18 protein-coding genes and 1 riboswitch are annotated in these 20,143 nt (G+C 47.9%); of the genes, 2 read left to right on the top strand and 16 right to left on the bottom strand.

Translation table 11 applies throughout. From position 1 onward, the window contains the following. Nucleotides 1–158: 158 nt before the first annotated feature. The 4 genes from KB186_RS19630 to KB186_RS19615 all read right to left on the bottom strand — a co-directional run bounded on the left by KB186_RS19630 (nucleotide 159) and on the right by KB186_RS19615 (nucleotide 4,547). Nucleotides 159–971: an ABC transporter ATP-binding protein gene (locus KB186_RS19630; RefSeq protein ID WP_232774210.1), complete on the bottom strand. Its 813-nt coding sequence runs from the start codon at nucleotides 969–971 to the stop codon at nucleotides 159–161. After that, nucleotides 968–2,026 (bottom strand): FecCD family ABC transporter permease, encoded by a 1,059-nt coding sequence (locus KB186_RS19625; protein WP_229088213.1) that lies wholly within the window; start codon nucleotides 2,024–2,026, stop codon nucleotides 968–970. The genes KB186_RS19630 and KB186_RS19625 overlap by 4 nt, the downstream gene beginning before the upstream one ends. A 24-nt stretch (nucleotides 2,027–2,050) precedes the next feature. Next, nucleotides 2,051–3,070 (bottom strand): ABC transporter substrate-binding protein, encoded by a 1,020-nt coding sequence (locus tag KB186_RS19620; protein ID WP_232774236.1) that lies wholly within the window; start codon nucleotides 3,068–3,070, stop codon nucleotides 2,051–2,053. A 169-nt stretch (nucleotides 3,071–3,239) separates the two neighbouring features. Beyond that, a riboswitch (cobalamin riboswitch) is annotated at nucleotides 3,240–3,439 on the bottom strand. 16 nt (nucleotides 3,440–3,455) lie between these two features. Next, a complete protein-coding gene (locus KB186_RS19615; RefSeq protein ID WP_232774235.1) occupies nucleotides 3,456–4,547 on the bottom strand; it encodes a M24 family metallopeptidase in 1,092 nt (363 codons plus the stop codon). 124 nt (nucleotides 4,548–4,671) lie between these two features. Here KB186_RS19615 and KB186_RS19610 point away from each other — a divergent pair, with 124 nt between their 5' ends. Beyond that, complete coding sequence (locus KB186_RS19610; protein WP_173611642.1) at nucleotides 4,672–5,442, top strand: alpha/beta fold hydrolase; 771 nt, start codon at nucleotides 4,672–4,674, stop codon at nucleotides 5,440–5,442. A 55-nt stretch (nucleotides 5,443–5,497) separates the two neighbouring features. On the opposite strand, the gene KB186_RS19605 is transcribed toward KB186_RS19610, so the two are convergent. The 8 genes from KB186_RS19605 to gpr form a co-directional block, all read right to left on the bottom strand. Then, entirely contained in the window at nucleotides 5,498–6,403 is a 906-nt protein-coding gene (locus tag KB186_RS19605) for an ABC transporter permease (RefSeq protein ID WP_173611494.1), read from the bottom strand. A gap of 16 nt (nucleotides 6,404–6,419) precedes the next feature. After that, entirely contained in the window at nucleotides 6,420–7,430 is a 1,011-nt protein-coding gene (locus KB186_RS19600) for an ABC transporter permease (RefSeq protein ID WP_370646706.1), read from the bottom strand. Nucleotides 7,431–7,522: 92 nt separating this feature from the next. Further along, a complete protein-coding gene (locus KB186_RS19595) occupies nucleotides 7,523–9,178 on the bottom strand; it encodes an ABC transporter substrate-binding protein (RefSeq protein WP_173611495.1) in 1,656 nt (551 codons plus the stop codon). Between the two features lie 129 nt (nucleotides 9,179–9,307). Further along, the gene (locus KB186_RS19590; protein ID WP_330873248.1) at nucleotides 9,308–10,279 is read right to left on the bottom strand and encodes an ABC transporter ATP-binding protein; all 972 of its coding nucleotides are present in this window, start codon (nucleotides 10,277–10,279) and stop codon (nucleotides 9,308–9,310) included. Between the two features lie 18 nt (nucleotides 10,280–10,297). After that, a complete protein-coding gene (locus KB186_RS19585; RefSeq protein WP_088906854.1) occupies nucleotides 10,298–11,266 on the bottom strand; it encodes an ABC transporter ATP-binding protein in 969 nt (322 codons plus the stop codon). 313 nt (nucleotides 11,267–11,579) lie between these two features. Beyond that, nucleotides 11,580–11,888 carry a YqxA family protein gene (locus KB186_RS19580; protein ID WP_007727739.1) on the bottom strand — a complete coding sequence of 103 codons (309 nt, stop codon included), beginning with the start codon at nucleotides 11,886–11,888 and terminating at the stop codon, nucleotides 11,580–11,582. 5 nt (nucleotides 11,889–11,893) lie between these two features. After that, complete coding sequence (spoIIP, locus tag KB186_RS19575) at nucleotides 11,894–13,072, bottom strand: stage II sporulation protein P (RefSeq protein WP_221868941.1); 1,179 nt, start codon at nucleotides 13,070–13,072, stop codon at nucleotides 11,894–11,896. A gap of 140 nt (nucleotides 13,073–13,212) precedes the next feature. After that, the gene (gpr, locus tag KB186_RS19570; RefSeq protein ID WP_173611498.1) at nucleotides 13,213–14,313 is read right to left on the bottom strand and encodes a GPR endopeptidase; all 1,101 of its coding nucleotides are present in this window, start codon (nucleotides 14,311–14,313) and stop codon (nucleotides 13,213–13,215) included. A 178-nt stretch (nucleotides 14,314–14,491) separates the two neighbouring features. Between gpr and rpsT the strand changes: the two genes are divergently transcribed. Further along, nucleotides 14,492–14,767, top strand: coding sequence for a 30S ribosomal protein S20 (gene rpsT, locus KB186_RS19565; RefSeq protein WP_005833151.1), 276 nt, complete (start codon nucleotides 14,492–14,494; stop codon nucleotides 14,765–14,767). 61 nt (nucleotides 14,768–14,828) lie between these two features. Here the strand turns inward: rpsT and holA are convergent, their stop codons facing one another. From holA to KB186_RS19545, 4 genes are all read right to left on the bottom strand, one after another. Further along, nucleotides 14,829–15,866 (bottom strand): DNA polymerase III subunit delta, encoded by a 1,038-nt coding sequence (holA, locus tag KB186_RS19560; protein WP_173611499.1) that lies wholly within the window; start codon nucleotides 15,864–15,866, stop codon nucleotides 14,829–14,831. Between the two features lie 242 nt (nucleotides 15,867–16,108). Beyond that, the gene (locus KB186_RS19555; RefSeq protein WP_173611500.1) at nucleotides 16,109–16,960 is read right to left on the bottom strand and encodes an anti-sigma factor family protein; all 852 of its coding nucleotides are present in this window, start codon (nucleotides 16,958–16,960) and stop codon (nucleotides 16,109–16,111) included. Then, nucleotides 16,960–17,505, bottom strand: coding sequence for an RNA polymerase sigma factor (locus KB186_RS19550; protein ID WP_012685711.1), 546 nt, complete (start codon nucleotides 17,503–17,505; stop codon nucleotides 16,960–16,962). The genes KB186_RS19555 and KB186_RS19550 overlap by 1 nt, the downstream gene beginning before the upstream one ends. Before the next feature lie 53 nt (nucleotides 17,506–17,558). Continuing rightward, entirely contained in the window at nucleotides 17,559–19,961 is a 2,403-nt protein-coding gene (locus KB186_RS19545; RefSeq protein ID WP_370646708.1) for a DNA internalization-related competence protein ComEC/Rec2, read from the bottom strand. Nucleotides 19,962–20,143: the final 182 nt, after the last annotated feature.

Raw genomic sequence — 20,143 nt, 5'->3', positions numbered from 1 at the left:
ACAAATTCGCGACGTATTGCACGGCTCCTCTGATCAATAAGAGACCCTTTCATCTAACTGGTGGAAAGATTGAATTTTCTGCCGTCGGCTTAACAAAAAAGGACGCCGACTAGGCATCCCCCTCTTATGAAAATCAAAGAAACTCAACTTGCACCCTATTAATTGGCTCCACTCATTACCTTCTGGATAGGTGGCTTTACACGGATCGCTTCCGAGTAGAAATACACATGCTTTTTTCCTGTAATAGGATGGGTCATCACTTCTGTTTCTACTCCGAAAACATCCCGGATCAGATTAGGTGTCAAGACCTCCTCTGGCGTTCCCGATGTAACGATTTCCCCCTCACAGATTACGTACAGCCGATCACAGTACATCGCTGCGATATTGAGATCATGCAGCGAAGACAAGACCGTAATCCCCAACGTTTTGACGAGATCCATGACCTGCAACTGGTATCGAACATCCAAATGATTCGTCGGCTCATCAAGAACAAGAAACTGCGCTTGCTGCACCAAAGCTCTGGCAATCAGCACTCGCTGCTTCTCCCCACCGGATAAACTGAAAAAGCTGCGATCAGCGTATGTATGCATCCCTACCCGCTGTAGTGCATCTTCACAAATCCGAACGTCTTCCGCGTCATCGGACTGAAATAGTCGCTTATGCGGGGCACGTCCCATATTCACGATTTCGGTCACCGAAAAATCGAATTCGACAGAGGTCTCCTGCCGTACTGCCGCCATTCGCTGAGCGTTTTGGCGTGAGGTTAGCTTGTATACGTCGTCGCCATCGAGTGAGATCCATCCCGAACGCGGCTTCAGTACGCGATAAATGCTTTTTAGCAACGTGGACTTCCCACTGCCATTCGGCCCGATCAGCCCCACAAACTCTCCAGAGCGCACCTCCAGACTGACGTTGTGCAGGATTCCCTTTTTCACCAGTTCGACCGATATATTCTCAACCTGCAAATTCATCGTCCGCTACCTCCAAAGGAATAAGAACTCCGCAGCATCAACCAGATAAAGAATGGACCTCCACACAATGCTGTCAAAATACCAATCGGCAGCTCTTCCGGTGCAAAGGCAAGCCTGGCAACTACATCAACCCAGATGAGAAAGATCGCGCCAAACAAAGCGCTGACAGGCAGGACACGTCTGTGATCTGATCCAACCATTACACGGACGATGTGGGGCATCATTAATCCGACAAAACCGATTGATCCCGCGATGGACACGATCACACCCGTAAGCAGTGCCGTGATCACCAGGAGAAGCTTGCGGAATTGTACCGTATTCACCCCCAATGTCCCCGCTGACTCTTCGCCCATCAGCATCGCATTGAGCGAGCGGTATTGGGCCATTAAAACGATGAGACAGATGACGACAATCATTGTAGGGATCGTCAGGTACTCCCATTTCCCGCCAGCCAGACTGCCACTTAACCAAAACAGAACCGTCCCAATTCCATGCTCATTTGGCGCTGAAAAAACAAGCAGACTGGTAATGGCCGACAAGATCGCAGATATCGCAATTCCAGCCATGAGCAGGCGTACCGTCGAGTTTTGTCCACCAATACGGGATAGCGTAAAAATAAGAATGATGGACACAAGGGAGCCTGTAAAAGCGCCAAAGGATAGCGCATACTGCCCGTACATGCTGAATGCTCCAAAAATAATTACCGAGGTAGCGCCAACCGAAGCACCTGAAGATACGCCTAACACATACGGGTCAGCCAGGGAGTTGCGAACCAACGATTGAATCGCTACTCCCACGACAGACAGACCTGCGCCGACGATTGCCCCCAAGAGTACACGAGGAAAGCGAATATCCCAAATAATCGTTTGCTCACCTTTGGACCAATCCACTTCGATCCATTGGGTCAACATCGGAATTTTTGATAAGGCGATTTTCCATACCGTAGTCGGCTTAATCTCTACTGATCCCAGGGTAACTGCGAACGTAATCGAGAGGAAAAGTCCGACCAGTAAAGTAATGATGATATAAGGTAACTTGATCTGTTGCAGTGCTATTCCCTCCCTTAAAAGGGGCGTACTCTATTTGAATTTATCCGGGTAGAGTCCTTCCGCCAAAATTTTCAGCGCAATCGGTGCTCGAACACCTTCAGAAGCTGCGGACAAAGGCAATACCATTAGTCGTTGATTTTTAATCGCCGGGATATCCGCCAATTCTTTTTTACTCAAAAGGAAATTGCGTTTTTGCTCGACGGTTCTGTCCCCGTAATCTACGATAATAATCACGTCTGGATTGCGACTTACTACTTGTTCCCAACTTACCTCTGCCCACCCCTTTTGAATATCGTCAAAAATGTTCTTACCGCCTGCATTTTTGATTAAGGATGTCATGTAGTTGTTGGCTGCTGTGAATGGTTTATCTTCCCCGTTGTCGTACACGAACACTTTTAGTGGCTCGTCAATCTTGCCAATTTTGCTCATGGTTTGATCCATTTCACTCTTCATTTTATGGATCAAATCATTGGCTTTGTCCTCCACACGGAAAATGCGTCCAATGTTCGTAATGTCCGCAAACACATCGTCGATAGTCGGACCAGGCATGCTAGATGACGCTTGCAGATACGATTTGATGCCAACCTTTTCCAAATCTTGCATCGATCCTACGCCCTTCTCGCCGAATCCACTTTTCCATCCGGCGTAGACAAAGTCTGGGTTCGCTGCCAGCAGCACTTCTTTCGTAGGATACTTGTCAGACAGTACCGGAATCTTGTCGTAATCTGCTTTTAACTCAGGAAGGATTTTATCATCCAGGTAAGCAGTTCCGACCATTTTATCAGCAAGGCCCAATGCCAGCATGATTTCGGTGACGTGCTGGTTCAAAGTCACTGCACGCTCAGGTGCTGTTGGATAAGTCATTTCGATACCATTATTGGTTAGTGTTACTGGCTTGCCTTCTGCTGCTGGAGCAGCTGTTTGTTCTGTTTTGGCTGGAGCCTGTGTTGTCGTAGTGGAGCCGCATGCCGAAACCAAAAGCATGGCAGCTGTCATAATACCGAAAGCTAGTCCTTTTATTACTGTATGCGTTTTGTTTGCCTTCATCATCTGTAATCCTCTTTTCTGTTTGGAAATGATGGCTTGAACCAAATCCTCCACAAAAAAGCACCCCCCATTTCAATCGGGAGGTGCATGACAAACGTAGATATAACTATAAGCAGGCATAAAGGCGCCCTTTCATAGACTGCTTCCACATCTGCCCCATCCTCGTGGGTCGATTGTATAGGATCGCATGGCAGGTCTCCTGGCTTACGGATCAACACACCCAGCTACCTTCCCATTTTTTGTCTTCCAAAAAACAGTGGCTATTTGCTAGGCACTCCTCGTTACAGTGGCGGGACCGCGCCGGTTTCTCACCGGACTTCCCTTTTAAGCTGACGGCATATGCCATCCAGCACCATTCGATACGTATTCAATTTTTATGATTTCTTCATTAGTTGATGGAAGTCAGTTTTTTCGGGAACTGCGTGAGTATTTCAACGCCCGTTTCCGTAACCAATACATCGTCTTCAATCCGCACGCCGCCTACACCTGGCAAATAGATGCCCGGCTCGATCGTAAAAACCATCCCTGGTCGAAGCACTTCTTGGTTCTGGCTGTGAACAGATGGATATTCATGTACGTCCATCCCAAGTCCGTGCCCAAGACGGTGCATGAAGTATTCACCGTAGCCTTTTGCAGTGATGACATCGCGAGCGGTTTTATCCAAATGCGCAAAGGTCACACCCGGACGAATCTCAGCAATTGCCGCTTCGTTGGCCGCCAATACCGTCTCGTAAATCTCTTGCAGCTGGGCACTGATCTCGCCTACAGCAAAGGTACGAGTAATATCGGATACATATCCGTTTGCAGCTACTCCGATATCAAACAAAAGCAAGTCGCCTTCTTGCACCTGGCGGGTTCCTGGCTTTCCGTGTGGAAGTGCCGACTTCTCCCCTGCCAATACCATGGACGTAAAGGATGGGCCTTCTGCGCCCAAGCGCTTCATCTGGAATTCCAGCTCAGCTACGATTTCTGTCTCGGTCATGCCTTTCTGAACTTTCTTCAGGGTCTCCCGCAAGGAATCCTCGACCAACTGAACAGCGTGTTTCAGACGATCCACTTCATCCGCGGATTTGATCAAACGCATTTCACGGAGAGGCTCTTCCACGTCCACATAGCTTGACGCCAGAACAACTTGTCCAAGTGCTTCATAGCGCTCGACAGTCATATGACTTTTCTCAATACCGAGCTTCGCCAAGTTCGCTGGCAACACTTGCTTGAGAATTTCATACGGGTTTTGGATATCCGTATGTGTATGGATATCTTGAACGAACGAAGCTTCTGCCGCTGCTTCACGATCAAGAGCAGGTACAATCAAGGAAGGCTTTCCCTCAGCAGGAATAACAAGACCCATAAAACGTTCATGCGGGTCAGTAAAAAATCCGGTCAAATAGTAGACGTGCTTGGGAGAGGTAATCAACACCGCGTTCAGCTCTTGCTCTGTCAAAAACGTGTGGAGCTTCGAAATGCGCTCTTGAAACAACTTCTTCACCCTGCTTTCACCAATTATTCTATTGCGAGAATACCACTTCCCCATCAAAAAAAGAAGAGTTCAATTGAAAAATCTCCCTTGGATCGGACAACCTATAAGTGGGGTGAAAATGAAAATGGAACAAATACTCGTCCATCAGGATGGCAAACAGTTTGCTTTTCACATATCAGGAAAAGGCCAGCCGTTATTGTGTATCCATGCGCCATGTATCGGCTCTATCAATTTTGTTTATCAGCAAACACTCGCAGATACATATCAGCTCATTGTCCCTGATTTACCCGGACATGGCGACAGTTCTCCGATGGAGAAGCCCTTTTCCATTGGGGAGTTGGCAGAACGGCTCCATAAGCTGATCCCGGCACTCGGCATTGAGCGTCCCTTTATTTTGGGCTACTCCCAAGGTGCCTCTATCGCCCTTGAATATTGTCTTCGCTATCCTGATCATGCACAAGGCGGTATACTCGTGAGCGGATTTTCCGAAGTGAATGACCTGTATTTACATGGACGATTTTGGATGGCCCAGGCGTTGTCGATGCTTCACGGAGTTCCTCTTCTTGCCCGTTCCATTGCTTCCTCACATGTCGATAACCCAGAAATGCGCGAAAAATGGACGGCACACGCCTCCAAAACAGATCCTACTAGCGTGAAATACCTTTACGCTGCCGGACATCGATATCAATGTACAGAGCGCCTGAGCAACATCCAGCTTCCGATTTTACTTGCCTATGGCGAACGTGATCAACGGATGCACCATTATGCGCAGACGCTTAGCATGAAATTGCCAAAAGCAAGACTCGAAATGATCCCGAACGTAAAGCATCAAGTCATCACGAAAGCTGCTCCTGCTTTCAATCAGTTGTGCCGCACCTTCATGGAAGAAGAATAAACAAGAAAAGACAGAAGGACGGCATCACATTCCCTTCTGTCTTTTTGCGATTGGACTAGCTTTTCATCCGCGGGTCAAGTGCATCGCGCAGGCCGTCCCCAATCAAGTTAAAGCCGAGAACGGTCAGCATGATAGAGAGCCCCGGAAAAATAACGGTCCATGGTGCTTTCTGAATGTACTGACGTGAATCAGCGAGCATTTTTCCCCATTCTGGTTCTGGCGCTTGTGCTCCCAGTCCAAGAAAGCCAAGTGCAGCTGCTTCGATAATCGCTGTTGCGATCCCCATTGTCCCGGTCACAATGATTGGTGCGAGACTGTTCGGCAAAATATGCTGCATGATAATCCGGGAATTTTTCATTCCGATTGCCCGTGCCGCCATGACGAATTCTTCTTCCTTCAAACTCAATACACGGGCACGTACTAGCCGTCCAAATGTCGGAATGTTAATAATCGCAATGGCAATCAAGGCGTTTTGCAAAGAAGGCCCCAAGATGGCAACGACAGCGATTGCCAAAAGAATACTTGGAAATGCAAGCATAATATCAAAGAGACGCGAAATGATCGTATCAATCCATCTGCCATAATATCCTGCCAAAAGACCGAGCAAGGTCCCTGCGAGAACGGAGCCAATGACAGAGAACGTCCCTACCCACAGGGAGATTTGTGCCCCATAAATAACGCGACTAAACACATCACGACCATTGTAATCTGTTCCAAACCAATGCTCTTCGGAAGGGGGCTTGTTTTTCATTACGAGCTGACCTTCGTCGTACGGATACGGAGCAATCCATGGAGCTAATACCGCCACAACAATGAAAAACAAAATAATCCCGAAGCCCACCAACGCCAGCTTGTTTTTTCGTAGTGTCCTCCATGCATCCTTCCAAGGAGAGACTACTTCTTCTTGCTTCACTTTTAAAGGTACTACCTGATCTTGTGGTTGTAATTGTGGTTGTGCCATGTCTCTTCGTCCCTCCTTAGCGATATTTGATGCGAGGATCGATATAGGCATACAGAAGGTCGACCAAGAGATTGATCAGGACGAAAATCGTCGCGATCACAAGGATACCGGATTGGATAACCGGATAGTCACGGTTTCCAATGGCGGTCACAATATAACGACCGACACCTGGCCATCCGAAGATCGTCTCTGTCAAAACAGCTCCACCCAGCAGCAACCCTGTTTGCAAACCAATTACCGTCAAAACAGGGATCATTGCATTTTTCAGCGCATGCTTGTACACGACCCAAAACTGTGTCAGCCCTTTTGCACGAGCGGTTCTGACGTAGTCGGCACGCATGACTTCCAGCATGCTCGAACGAGTGATACGTGCAATGATCGCCATCGGGATCGTACCTAATGCAATGCCTGGCAGGATCAAATGCTTGATAACTTCCCATAGCTGATCCCAGCGACCAGCCATCATCGTATCCAGTATATAAAAGTGCGTAATGGCCTCTACGGGATTACGCGAATCGTCGCGACCAACTGATGGCAGCCATTTCAGCTCTTGGGCAAACACCCACTGCTCCATCAAACCTAGCCAAAAAATTGGCATGGATACACCAACCAAGGCGATCAACATCGCACAGTAGTCAAACCAGGAGTTTTGCTTCCACGCAGAAAGAATCCCTGCATTTACACCGATAAACACCGCAATCAGCATACTCACAATCGTAAGTTCAGTCGTCGCCGCCAAATAAGGCATGATTTCATCTGAAATCGGCGCATTCGTTTGTAACGATTCCCCAAGATTTCCGCTCAAAATATCTTTCATATAATCGAAATACTGTATGTACCACGGATTATTCAATCCCAACGCTTCTCGTATGTCTGCAATCGCTTGTGGTGTTGCCTTTTCTCCCAAAATCGTCAAAGCCGGATCACCAGGGATGGCACGAATAATGGAAAAAACGATGATTGACATGCCCACTAAGACAGGAATGAGCATTAAAATTCTTCGAATGCTGTAAGCTAGCAATGCCATCTCCTCGCCTTCCTGCATAAAATAATCGCCAAATAATGAAAGAAGGGTAAGAAGAGGTATGCACTCCTCTTACCCTTTTACGATGAATCAGCTTACTTGAAATCTACCTTTTCCAAACTTTCAGACCCTTTTGGATGCGGGTTGTAATCTATGATATTCGCTTTTCCTGCCAATGCTGGTGTAGAGTGTGCCAGCGGAACCATTGGCACATCTTTGAAGATGATCTCTTGTACTTGTTTGTACATTTTTTCGCGCTCTGCTTGGTCTGGAGTGGACTGTGCTTTCATCATCAATTGATGTGCTTCTTCGTTTGCCCAGCGTGTATAGTTGTTGCTTCCGATGTTATTTTTGTCGAGCAAGACAGCCAGGAAGTTGTCAGGGTCGCCATTGTCACCTGTCCAACCAAGCATGAACATTTCTTGCTCACCCAAACGAGTCTTTTCCAAATACGTTGCCCATTCCATCGTCACGATCTCAGCATCAACCCCGATTTTCTTCAGGTCTTGCTGGATTGCTTCTGCAATCTTCACACCCTCTGGCATGTACGGACGTGGAACTGGCATTGCCCAAAACTTGATTTTAAAACCGTTTGGATGTCCTGCTTCGGCCAGCAATTGTTTTGCTTTATCGAGGTTGAACTCACGATCTTTAATATCGTTGTTATGTCCCCACATTGTTTTTGGCATTGGGTTGACTGCTGGTTCTCCAACCCCATCGAAGAAGGCAGTTACGATTTCAGGTTTGTTAATCGCATAAGCAATAGCTTCACGAACTTTTGGATTGTCGAGTGGCTTCTTCTCTACGTTAAAGCCGATGTATCCAATGTTATTAGTAGGACGAAGGAAGAGTTGCAAGTCTTTATTGTCTTTTACTGCCGGGATATCGTCTGTGTTTAGACCATCCATCAAGTCAATTTCACCAGATGCCAATGCAGTCAGACGTGCAGTGTTTTCTGGGATGACCTTGAACACCAATTTATCCAGCTTCGGATATCCTGGGTTCCAGTAATCAGGGTTTTTCTCGAGTGTGATGGTGTCGTTGCGCTTCCACTCTACGAATTTGAAAGGTCCTGTACCGATTGGATGCTCATTAAATTTCTTAACATCCTTTTTCAATGCCTCAGGCGAGCCAATCGCGAAAGGAGACATTGCCAGGTTGGCAAGGAATGGAGCCAGTGGACGATTCAACGTGAATTTTACAGTGGTCGGATCGACTGCTTCCACGGATTTGATGATATGAGTCGCGTCACCCTTGTAACCACCAAATTGGCTTACGTAGTACTCGAAGCCCTCTGGTGAATGCTGTGGATGGCTCTTGTCGCTCCAGCGTTCAAAGTTGTATTTGACCGCCTCTGCATTGAAATCAGTTCCATCGTGGAATTTCACGCCTGATCTCAGTTTCAGCGTATAAACGAGACCATCAGGAGTTACTTCCCATTTCTCAGCCAACGATGGAGCGAGCTCTGTTGAGCCATCCGCAAAGCCAATCAATGTATCCATAACGTTCTCGGTTACCTTAAATGTCTCACCATCTGTTTGCGTGATTGGGTCAAGCCCTTTTGTGTCTGCACCGCGACCGACGATTAATTGCTTCGGTCCAGTTTTTGCAGGCTCAGTTGCAGGTGCCGGAGTTTCTGTCTTTGGTTGTTCTGCCGGCGCTTGTGTCGTAGAAGTGCTAGAGCATCCTGCAATCAGCATGGCCAGCGCCACTAGGCTAGTCATGGTTGCGGAGAGAACCCTCTTCTTCATGAAAACATCCCCCTTTTTCTAATGAATGGTCGCATGTTCCTTTTTGGTTGATGGTCGATACAATACCTCCTGCTTTGCATCCCCCCTTTACAAGACTTCCTATTCGGCAGGCAAACTCCCTTTTGTCGATTAGGACTTGTATAAGTGACAAGCAACAAAGTGACCGTCGCCTGTGTCCGCAAATTCTGGTCGGACAGTACGACACTCCTCTGTCACATGGGGACACCTCGTATGGAATGTACAACCACTCGGAGGTTTTGCAGGGCTCGGCACATCTCCCTGGAGGATAACTCTTTCACGTACTGCATCAGGGTCTGGCGAAGGTACCGCCGACAGTAATGCTTTCGTGTACGGATGGAGCGGATTGGCGTACAATTGGCTGCTCGTCGTCAGCTCGACAATTCTGCCGAGGTACATCACGCCTACCCGATCACTGATATGACGCACTACACTCAAATCGTGGGCAATGAACAAGTATGTAAGGCCGAATTCGCGTTGCAAATCCTGCATGAGATTGAGCACCTGCGACTGAATCGACACGTCCAGTGCAGACACAGGCTCATCCGCAACGATCAATTTGGGTTTGAGCATCAGTGCTCTCGCAATGCCGATCCGCTGCCTCTGTCCTCCACTGAATTGATGCGGATAGCGGCTCGCGTGATAGCTGCTCAGACCAACGATCTCCAGCATTTCCTGCACGCGCTTTTTTCGCTCTGCCGAAGAACCCAAACCATGTACAATCAGAGGCTCTTCCAATATCTTCTCAATATTATGTCTAGGATTAAGTGAAGCAAACGGATCCTGAAAGACAATTTGCATGTCACGTCTCATCTTTCTCATTGCATCTGTGGAAAGTGACATGACATCTGTCCCGTCAAAGTTGATTTCACCTGAGGTCGGTTCTATCAGTCGCAGCAAGGAACGCCCCGTCGTGGACTTTCCACAGCCGCTCTCCCCTACCAGCCCCAAAGTTTCGCCACTCTTAACGGTAAACGATACGTCATCTACCGCCTTTACTACACCTATTTCCCCTCCAAGAACACCGCCTGTGATTGGATAGTATTTTTTTAAATTTTTTACAATCAGAAGATCTTCAGCCACCTGCATGCTCCTCTCGGGTTATTCGGTCAGCCAGCAACGGGAAAGGTGATTGTCCCCTACCACTTTTAATTCTGGCATCTCACTGCGGCATCGGTCTGATACTTTATCGCATCTTGGTGCAAAACGGCATCCGACAGTAAGAGAACCCGGAATCGGGACGTTGCCTGGAATCGAATAGAGACGCTCCTGTGATCCTTCCAGCTTCGGCAACGAATTCAACAAGCCGATCGTATAAGGATGCTTCGGATTTTTTAAAATCGTACGAACATCTCCTTGTTCAATCACGTTCCCTGCGTACATCACCACGACGCGGTGACACATTTCCGCGACGACCCCAAGATCGTGGGTGATGAGGAGAATGGCTGTGTCAGCTTCTCGGTTGAGTTGGCGCATCAGGTCCAAAATCTGCGCTTGAATCGTCACGTCGAGCGCAGTAGTAGGCTCGTCTGCAATCAGAAGCGCTGGATTGCAGGCCATTGCCATCGCAATCATGACACGCTGCCGCATGCCTCCGGAAAGCTGGTGCGGGTATTCATCGACAATCGCTTCCGCTCGAGGAATTCCGACTTTTTTCAACATCTCAATAGCACGTGCTCTTGCGTCCTTTTTGCTCGCCTTCGTATGTAATCGGACTGATTCTCCTATCTGGTCTCCAATCGTAAACACCGGATTTAAAGACGTCATCGGCTCCTGGAAGATCATCGCAATTTCATTTCCGCGGATGTCTCTCATTCGCTTTTCGTCAACAGATACGAGGTCCTCCCCCTTGAATTTAATCGAGCCTCCCACGATTCTCCCTGGGGGGTTGGGTACTAGCTTCATAACGGAAAGGGAGGTAACGCTCTTTCCGCAGCCGGATTCGCCTACGATACCGACTACTTCTCCTTTTTGTACCGTGATCGTCACGCCATCAACGGCAGGGATTTGGCCGCGGTCCGTGAAAAAGTGCGTTTGCAGGTTTTCGATTTGCAGGACAGGATGTGACACGTGGCTCACCTCTCTCACCGATATATACTTCCAAAATAGCCCTATCAATAGACATTATGACATTTATTCAATTTTTTCGCAACACAATAAATTCAAACTATTAGCTCTTTACTGACTAAAAAGAATATTTTGCTTGCACTAAAAAATGATCTAGGGGAATTTTATGATAGCCCTTTCATTGTTGATGTAGCCTCACTTGCACTGTTTTAGCAGATCGTATGATGTATCTGTGGTCACATGCAAAAGACCCGCCTGTACGGGTCTTTTGTCACTGGGGCTTTCTGCACCCCTTCTTTTTGCGCATAAACCATTTTCACGGTTCAAAAAAACTCCCGACCCAATCGACAAAACTCTGCGCCCCACTTTTAATGCTTCCGCCCAAAGTCAAACCGATCCGACTGACGTAGTTGACCATTTCCTTCGGATTAGCAGTCTGAACCTGCTTTCCCATTACCGCAATCTCCACTTGACCTTGGTCCACTTTTTTGATGGAAAAGGTTTGCGCTTGCCCCTCAGGCACTCCACTCACCTTGGATATTCCGCGCTCAGCCGTTTGCAATCCCAAAACTACCCCGACCAGCAAGATGATTAACAGTCCAGTCAGCTTCATCGTCACGTTCATGCCCGTCACCTCTTTGCAGGCTCGTCAGAAACTGTTTTGCCTACTTTTTCAGCTTGCTGATAATAGGCTGCGAAAACGTCAGCCAGTGCCTCTGCCGTATTCTTGCTTTCCTGCACGCTGTTTTCCGTACCACCTATTTCTATTAACAGGCTTCCCGGGGAGAGGGACTGATTATACTCGCCATGATCCGTTTTTGCGCCTTTTTCCATTACGCCACGCGAAAGCTCTGGGTACATTTTTTCCATCAACTCATGTAGTTCAGTCGCAAACGCCTCATTTTTCTCGTAGCTTTTATTCCTTTTTCCGATGACAAACAATACTCTTCCATACGTTTTTCCTTTGATTGTGACCGTCGTACGCTCTCGTGGCGCTGTGTCTCGATGCAAATCAAAGAAGTAGTACAGTTCCTTGTTTTTCTCCGTTGCGGCTTTGACCACTTGCAAAGATTCCGCGTAGGAGAAAGAGTAATGCATTTTTTTGTTCAACAGCTGCTGATAGATGTCGTCGGTGCTCACATCGGAACCAATTCCTCTGTCATTCAACGCTTCTGATAAATGCTTGCTGATTAACGATATATTTCTCGTAGGATGATCGACCGAGGTTCCCACTGACTTCGTCTCACTAAACCACGATTCCCGGTTGTGCGAGTTGTAGATGTACACGATTTTCTTGCCATCCGTAATTGAATTGGGAACAGGTGCTGGCTTTGCTTCGCCTGACTTTGTGGTATCCTCCGGCTTTGGCTCTACGATTGGAACTACTTGCGATTGATCTGCTACCTGTCCCGGATGGGCGGGATACTCCAAGTAAAAATCTGCGAGAGAAGCTCCCTTTCCCTGTACGACAAATCTGGCATCCTCTGTCGTCACCATCCCAGGCAATTCCCTGCCTAACAGGCTACGCAAGTCTCCCGGCTGTATATTGGTTGCCAAGCGAAAGAGAAAACCGGTTACGCTATTCGTGCGATCATCGGCCTGTGCTTGCACGGTTTCGGACAAAACCGGAATCTCCTGCCCCATCCATCCCAAAATCGCCAGACTGGAAATATGAGAAGCGGCCTGTTGAATGGCTGAGGACGAAATTGCGATTCGGTTACCGCCGAGCGAAAGCACTCCTGTCATGACAAACAGGAAGGCGGTTATAAATGAAAGAACAACGAATTGGCGTTGAATGAGAGTCGCCATCTGTCTCACTCCTCTAGCTGTAGCATGGTTGCACGTCGGGAGAACTTTCCCTCGCGCTTGTCTATGCTTTAGCTTATGAGGCTCATAGAGACGATAGAACCCTTTTCTAGCTTTTCTCTCTCACTCTAGCTTTTCACGGCTTAGTGGGTATACGAGCCGCTATTTTCTGCATTTACAGCACTGTGCAAGGCGCGATTCAGACCTGTTGCGATCACATTCGCCACGCCTTCAATAAAATCATCAATTTCTTTTGGGGTGACGACCAGATCCTGTCCCAGCGGTCGGAGGACCTCATGAATCAGTTGCCGTTTCTCTTCTTCCGGCAGTGAACCTACCAATCCCATGAATGTCTTGCGGGATTCCAAGTCAGGCAAATCCTCTTCCGTATACGGTTCCTTCCGCTCGGGCAGCGTACTCAATGCCAGTTTGTTAAACGCCCGCTTGCTCTCCACCATCGATTGTCCAAAATGCCCCAGCAAATATGTAATCGCATCATTTACAATCGTGGAGGCAAAAACAACCGTAGGGACTCCTATCGCAATCACAGGCACACCAAGTGTCTTCTGATCAATCGCTTTGCGCTTGTTTCCGACCCCTGATCCGGGATGAATCCCTGTATCCGATATTTGAATCGTCGTGTTGACCCGGTGCAAGGCGCGGGACGCAAGAGCATCGATACAGATGACAAAATCGGGTTTGCTTTTTTCCACGACACCAAAAATAATCTCACTCGTTTCTATACCTGTTATCCCAAGGACACCCGGTGATAGCGCACTGACTTCCCGATACCCTTCTCCAACGGTTTCAGGCGCCAGCGTGTATAGATGGCGTGTAATCAACAAATTTTCTACAACCATTGGTCCAAGCGCATCGGGAGTCACATTCCAGTTACCCAAACCAACGACGAGAGCCTTTTTGTCTGGGGTGATTCCCAGTTGCTTGAGGAACATTGCAAATTCGACGGAGAATCGCTTGGCCACCTGCTCCTCGATCGATGTATCGTTATCCCGCAGCTTGGGCACTTCAATCGTAAGGTAATGCCCCGGGAGCTTGCCGATTTCCTTCCCCGCTTCCTCTGTTTCCACATGCAATCTCGTTACTTTCACATTCGGCTCGCTGTCGTCAGCTTGCAGCCAAATCCCCTCAATATCACTCTGGTTTTGCTGCTGGGCAAGCTCGTGGGCCTCCAAAGCCAGATCCGTTCGAATGGAATAACCAGACAAGTCAATGTTATGTGCCATGTTCTTCAGCTCCTTTGATCCGAAGTGAAAAAAGTACTGACCATTTTGTTCCTGCTACTAGCTTGCTTGAATCCTTCATTTTTATTCCGAATCCTTTCTTGCAAATGGGTTCGCCCCATGCTAGAATTACTTTGTTGTATGACTGTATGTCTATGGTCGTATTAAGGAGGTGACACACATGCCAAACATTAAATCCGCGATTAAACGCACCAAAACAATCGAAAAGCGTCGCGCACACCGTGCTTCTCAAAAGTCTGATCTGCGTACTTCCATCAAGAGCTTTGAGAAAGCTGTCGCTGCTTCCGATGTAGCATTAGCGAAATCTACTCTTCTGGTGGCTGTGAAAAAGCTGGACAAGGCCGCTTCGAAAGGTCTCATTCATAAAAACGCAGCAAACCGTCAAAAGTCTCGTTTGATGAAAAAGCTTAACGTTCTGAGCGCTCCTGTAGCGTAAGAGACCAAGCGCAAAAAACCCCGCGAACATCTAGTTCTAGGGGTTTTTTACTGTAAAAATATCACGACCGTTTTGTTCGTTCGTCGTGTGCACGTGCAACGAATAATTCGAGGGCGAGACGCTTGTCCACTTGCCCCGACTTCATCCGAAAATCTTCTTCTGCCAGAATGCCCAACAGCTTTTTCAACGACTCCTCGGAAAAATGACGCGCTTGCTCCATTGCTTTTTTCACCGCGTAAGGATGCATTTTAATCATGCCTGCCATTTGTTGCTGCGAATAACCTCGTGGAGCCAATTGCTTTACATGCAACAGCATGCGGAACTGTCTCGCCAAGAGTGCCAGCAGCTTGATCGGCTCCTCTCCTGTTTTCATGCAGTCGTACATCATCCGGAGTGCCTTGTCCAATCTCCCCGAAGCGACCTGTTCAATCAGGGCGAATACATCCTGCTCCAGCGTACGTGCCCCGAGCAGCTCGATGACGTCGTCCGTGATGCTTTCACCCACCCCGACAAACAGAGCCATCTTTTCGATTTCCTTGTCCAGAAGACGCAGCTCGGCTCCCACTCGCTCCACAAGCTTCATGGCTTGCTGACGATCGATTTTCGCCTGGTATTTACCTGCTTGCCTCTCCACCCAGCCGTACAAATCTCCGTCTTTTAGCAACGGAAATGGGATCACTTTCGCCTTTTGTTGCAGTGTTTTGACCAGCTTTTTTCTTTCATCGAGCTTGTCAGCTTCTGTATGTAGAATAAGTGTGGTATACGGAGGTGGATTTTGCAAATAATCGAGCAGAGCATCCGGATCGCTTTCTACCTTGGTCGAAGGCTTACTTCCTGTTAAAAAGTAGGCTTGTCTGGCAATCACCAATCGATGCTCACCCATAAACGGCAAGGTCTCCGCATCCTGCAAAATTTCACTCAATCCTGTTTCCGTACAATCGTACACACTCAAATTCAAATCCGTAAATTCTGGATCAATCATTTCTTTGCGAGCCAACGCCAATAAATCTTCGGCCATAAAAGACTCTGGACCGTATAAGACGTAGATCGGCGAGAATTGTTTTTGCCGTATTTCGCGAATAGCCGATAGGAGTGGCATACGTTTTCTCCCCTTTCCTTCCTTCTTACCTGCGTTATTATAGCACATGTTGATCAGGGCAAAGCGAAAAAAAACCGCCACCAGTGAATCAGTAGCGGTTTTTTCATCCGTTGGCACCTCTATGTAAACGTTTAGGGAAAAGCCCCGGGATTCCTCCTCCCCAAACGGTAAGCAGGGGGTGCTTGATAATGTACTATACGCAAAATCCCCGCAAGCGGTGCCGGTCCATACGCGGAAAAAAGTTAGTCATTATCTTTATTTTTTTTCTTCTCTTTATTTTTTCCCTTGTCTTTCTCCTCTTGCTTGTCCCCGCCGTCGTCCTTATCGTCATTAGCAGGTTCTTTGTCTTCTCTGTCCGGATTCTCGTCCAGTCCGATCGGCCATCCCGTTGGTTGATCCTCTGTAACTACTGGAGTTGGAGGTACAGCTTTCTTTGGTGGTGGTGTCGGATTCGTTTTCTTCGGTGGCTGTGTTTGCTTTTGAACGTTCTTTGCCGGTGGCTTTTTACTCTTTGTCTGAGTAGCCGCTCCAGTAGACTTTTTGGCCTTGCCCTCTTCCTCTTTTGGATTTGAAGGTATTGGATTATTGCTTTGAGGAGTAGGATCGACTGGAACTTTGGGTTGTTCCACGACCGCTGGCGTCATGTCCGTTCCGTTCTGGAACGAATCGACTTCATGCTTCTTACCATCACCGCCCGAAAACAGCACGCCAACCAATAAGCTAGCAGCGACGGCCGTACTACCAAGACTGGCCATCCACACTTTCATCCGCTTCCACTTTTTTGATTCCGGCAGCGAAGACGACTCGCGCTTAACTTCCAGAGTGGGCAGGATTTCCTCGTTCACCGTAGATTTCACCGCAACAGGCTTTGCAGCGGCTAACTCCAGCTTGGGCAGGATAGAATCTACGATGCTGATCGGAGGTACGACAGGGGGCAGATGTTCTAATTGTTGTGACACATCTTTCAAACGGTTGTACATAAGCTGCAGATCAGCATCTTTCTGGATCAAACGTAGGAGCAGTTCTTGCTCGGACTCCGACAGATCTCCATCCAGATCCCGCTGCATGAGTTCAAAAATCTCTTCGTTGGTCATCAACCGATCCCCCCTTTCTGGTAGTCGTACAACAGCTCCTGTAACTGTTGCCTAGCCCGAAATAAGTACGACTTTACCGTGTTAAGCGGCAAATCTAGCGCCTCCGCTATTTCTTGATAGGACAAATCCTCCAGATAGCGGAGTACTACAACCATCCGATATTGCTTTGGCAATCTTCCGATGGCTTCCTGAATGTCATTCGACAGCCCGGTGAGAAGGATTTCTTCTTCTACGTTGTTACGATCAGGAATGATCAACTCGTGCTCGTCAATTGAGACCGTTTCCTTCTTCGCGCGAAATTTATCCATACAGACGTTGCTGACAATGCGTTGTACCCAGGTAGAGAACTTTGCTTTTTCCTGATAGGTGTCCAACTTTCGATAAATTCGAATGAGGACTTCCTGGGAGGCATCAAGCGCGTCTTGTTCGTTCCCTAGAATATAATAAGCGCTTCGGTAAACGGAGGTCTCAATAGATCGAAGCAGTTCGACTAGCGCGTCATGATCCCCGGATTGCGCCATCCTGATCAACTCTGCCTCATGCATATTCGCTTCTCCCCCCTACAGACGGTTCGCTCATTGAAAAAGTTGCAAACAGATTATGTATCCATTATTTGGGTCTGCCAATACAATCCCGCAGGTGTAATAACCAGCGTAATCGCTCCATGAGCATCCGTTCTGTACACAGCAGAACCCGATTTTTTTAAGCGAAGCAGCACTTCGGACGAAGGATGCCCGTATCGATTTTTCACCCCGGCAGAGATGACAGCAGCTTTTGGTGCTATGACTGCAAGGAGCTCTTCGGTACTCGATGTATTGCTTCCATGATGAGCTACTTTCAAAACATCCACAGAAGTCAAACCGTTTTGAACAAGCTGACTTTCTCCATCCTTTTCAATGTCACCCGTAAACAATACAGACTTGTTGAAAGCAGTCAGCTGGAGTACTACGGATGCATCATTTCCTGAGAAGGTCGATTCGCCTGGGTGCAGCCACTTCCACTCGATTCCCGGTCCATCTGACCATGATTGACCCGGAAGCCCGGTTAGTATCGGAACTCCTTCCTGTTGGAAAAGCCGGACAATCTCGCCCTCCAATTTCGAAGGTACTGTTCCATTCACCAATACCTCTCCAAAAGAAAAATGAGGAACAAGCGATTTGAATCCCCCGATGTGATCCAGATCGCCATGCGTCATGATGACACGATCGATTTTCTCGATTCCTCTGGCCATCAAAAACGGCAGAACGACGTCTTTCCCCACCTCAAATGGGTCACGCTTTTCCATCCATGGTTCAGCCGCTGGGAACCGCATTGTCCCACCCGCATCCATTAAGTATACCTTCTTATCACCAATTTCGACAACGATGGAATCCCCTTGTCCGACATCAAGGAAGGTAATTCGCACTTCTTCGACTCCTGAAAACGGCTGTCTGGCCACTACTATGAACGAGAGAAATATAACGAAAGTAAGCATTATATCACGCTTTCGATGATAGCCCAACCTCCATGCAATGGGCAGTACCCCCAAAAAACAGGTATACAAAGCAAGCCACCACCACGAAGGATGCGGCCAATAAGTGAAGGGGAGCCTTATTTTTTCAATAGCAAACAACGGGAGATGAATCCATTTCAACATTGCCGTCGATATCCAAACAGGGAGCACCGCCAAAAACGGGTGGACGAAATCGAGGACAACCGCGATATACCCGAATGGTAGCGCTATGGCCGAAAGAATCGGTGTCACCACCAAATTGACCAGCCATGACACAGGTGAAAACAGATGAAAATGGTAGATGAGAAACGGAAAAGAAACGAGCTGGGCTGACAAAGTAACCGCCACAAGTGTACGAATCCAGACGGGTACCCGGATAAACACATGCAAGCTATATGGAACAAAAATAATCAGACCAAGTGTCACCGCAAAAGAAAGCTGAAAACCGACATGCCACAGCTGATACGGATTTACCACCAGCATCAGAATAAGTGCCCCAGCCCAAACGTCCTTGCCATCCAACCTCTTTCCAATTACTTGACAGAGAAGACCTACACTTCCCATCAATCCAGATCGAATCGCGGACGCGCTTGCTCCCACCAGGAGAACATACCCGATCAAGAACAAAATCGTTACGACAAATGCCAGTCTGCGTCTGATTCCAATCCGCTCCAAACACCACATAAACATGGAACTGACCAATGTCACATGCAAACCGGAAATCGCGAGGATATGACTTAAGCCCAAATTCGAATACATCGCCGCAAGCTCAGGGTTCACCTCTTGTCCAAGACCAAGCAGGAGCGACTTCATGTATCCCGCCGTTTCTGTATCTGTAAATAATGATTCAATTCGCTTGGCACCCGAGTCCTGCCATTCTTGGAAGCTCGCCCACACGGAAAAAGCAGGTGTCATCGCTACCGATTGAAAGCTTGTTTCCCCTGTGACATGGACACCTTGCCAATACAAGTAGCTAGCGTAGTCGAACGCATAAGGATTGCGCGCGGGAGCCGGTAAGGATAGTCGAATCGGTGCCACGACAACACTGCCACGACTCCACTGCTCTATTTGTACAGCTTCCTGGAAAGAAGCAAGTTTAACACGAAGCGCGATTTTTTCGAAAGACCGATGCTCATTTTGATCACGCTCGTTTTCACCCCAGGATGTTATCGTGACAAAAAAACGTGCTACATCCCCGTCCCGTCTCACAGGAGAATCAATGACTCCTTCTATCCAAATGCTCTGCTCCCTTTCTGCCAATGGTTTCACTTCAGAGCTGTGGAGATTCTCGTACCCATAAAAAAAGAGACCTGCTAGAATAGAAATCAGTGAGTAGTATGCGACGTATTTGCGGTATGGTAACGGGATACATGCAACGAGTGCCCATGATACGCCCGCAGCCAACAGCAGCCAAGCAGGATGCAAATAGGCGGACAGAATAAGACCAATCATCATCGCTAGGCTTGCTATCCATACTGACACTGCAATCCCCCCGTCCTGTTCTTTCATGAACCGTTTTGTCGAACGATTCATGGTCTCCTCAGGGAGTATATCTAACCGAATGGGGACAAAAATAGAAAAGAAGAAAGGCTAATTCCCTTGTAGAATCAGCGTTTTCGAGGTCAATCACTGGCACTCATAAGAGATTGCGCTGATGGTCGATACATGATAGAGTTAGCAGGAGCAATCCA

The sequence above is a fragment of the Brevibacillus sp. AF8 genome (assembly GCF_021270385.1).
Lineage (GTDB): Bacteria > Bacillota > Bacilli > Brevibacillales > Brevibacillaceae > Brevibacillus.
The sequence above is the reverse complement of the archived record's forward strand: the minus strand, read 5'-3'. Positions and strand labels throughout refer to the sequence as shown.

Coding starts and splice junctions, on each gene's coding strand:
- KB186_RS19630 (WP_232774210.1), bottom strand. CDS start 971: ATGAATTTGCAGGTTGAGAATATATCGGTCGAACTGGTGAAAAAGGGA.
- KB186_RS19620 (WP_232774236.1), bottom strand. CDS start 3,070: ATGATGAAGGCAAACAAAACGCATACAGTAATAAAAGGACTAGCTTTC.
- KB186_RS19610 (WP_173611642.1), top strand. CDS start 4,672: ATGGAACAAATACTCGTCCATCAGGATGGCAAACAGTTTGCTTTTCAC.
- KB186_RS19605 (WP_173611494.1), bottom strand. CDS start 6,403: ATGGCACAACCACAATTACAACCACAAGATCAGGTAGTACCTTTAAAA.
- KB186_RS19600 (WP_370646706.1), bottom strand. CDS start 7,430: ATGGCATTGCTAGCTTACAGCATTCGAAGAATTTTAATGCTCATTCCT.
- KB186_RS19595 (WP_173611495.1), bottom strand. CDS start 9,178: ATGAAGAAGAGGGTTCTCTCCGCAACCATGACTAGCCTAGTGGCGCTG.
- KB186_RS19580 (WP_007727739.1), bottom strand. CDS start 11,888: ATGAACGTGACGATGAAGCTGACTGGACTGTTAATCATCTTGCTGGTC.
- spoIIP (WP_221868941.1), bottom strand. CDS start 13,072: ATGGCGACTCTCATTCAACGCCAATTCGTTGTTCTTTCATTTATAACC.
- gpr (WP_173611498.1), bottom strand. CDS start 14,313: ATGGCACATAACATTGACTTGTCTGGTTATTCCATTCGAACGGATCTG.
- rpsT (WP_005833151.1), top strand. CDS start 14,492: ATGCCAAACATTAAATCCGCGATTAAACGCACCAAAACAATCGAAAAG.
- holA (WP_173611499.1), bottom strand. CDS start 15,866: ATGCCACTCCTATCGGCTATTCGCGAAATACGGCAAAAACAATTCTCG.
- KB186_RS19555 (WP_173611500.1), bottom strand. CDS start 16,960: ATGACCAACGAAGAGATTTTTGAACTCATGCAGCGGGATCTGGATGGA.
- KB186_RS19550 (WP_012685711.1), bottom strand. CDS start 17,505: ATGCATGAGGCAGAGTTGATCAGGATGGCGCAATCCGGGGATCATGAC.
- KB186_RS19545 (WP_370646708.1), bottom strand. CDS start 19,961: ATGAAAGAACAGGACGGGGGGATTGCAGTGTCAGTATGGATAGCAAGC.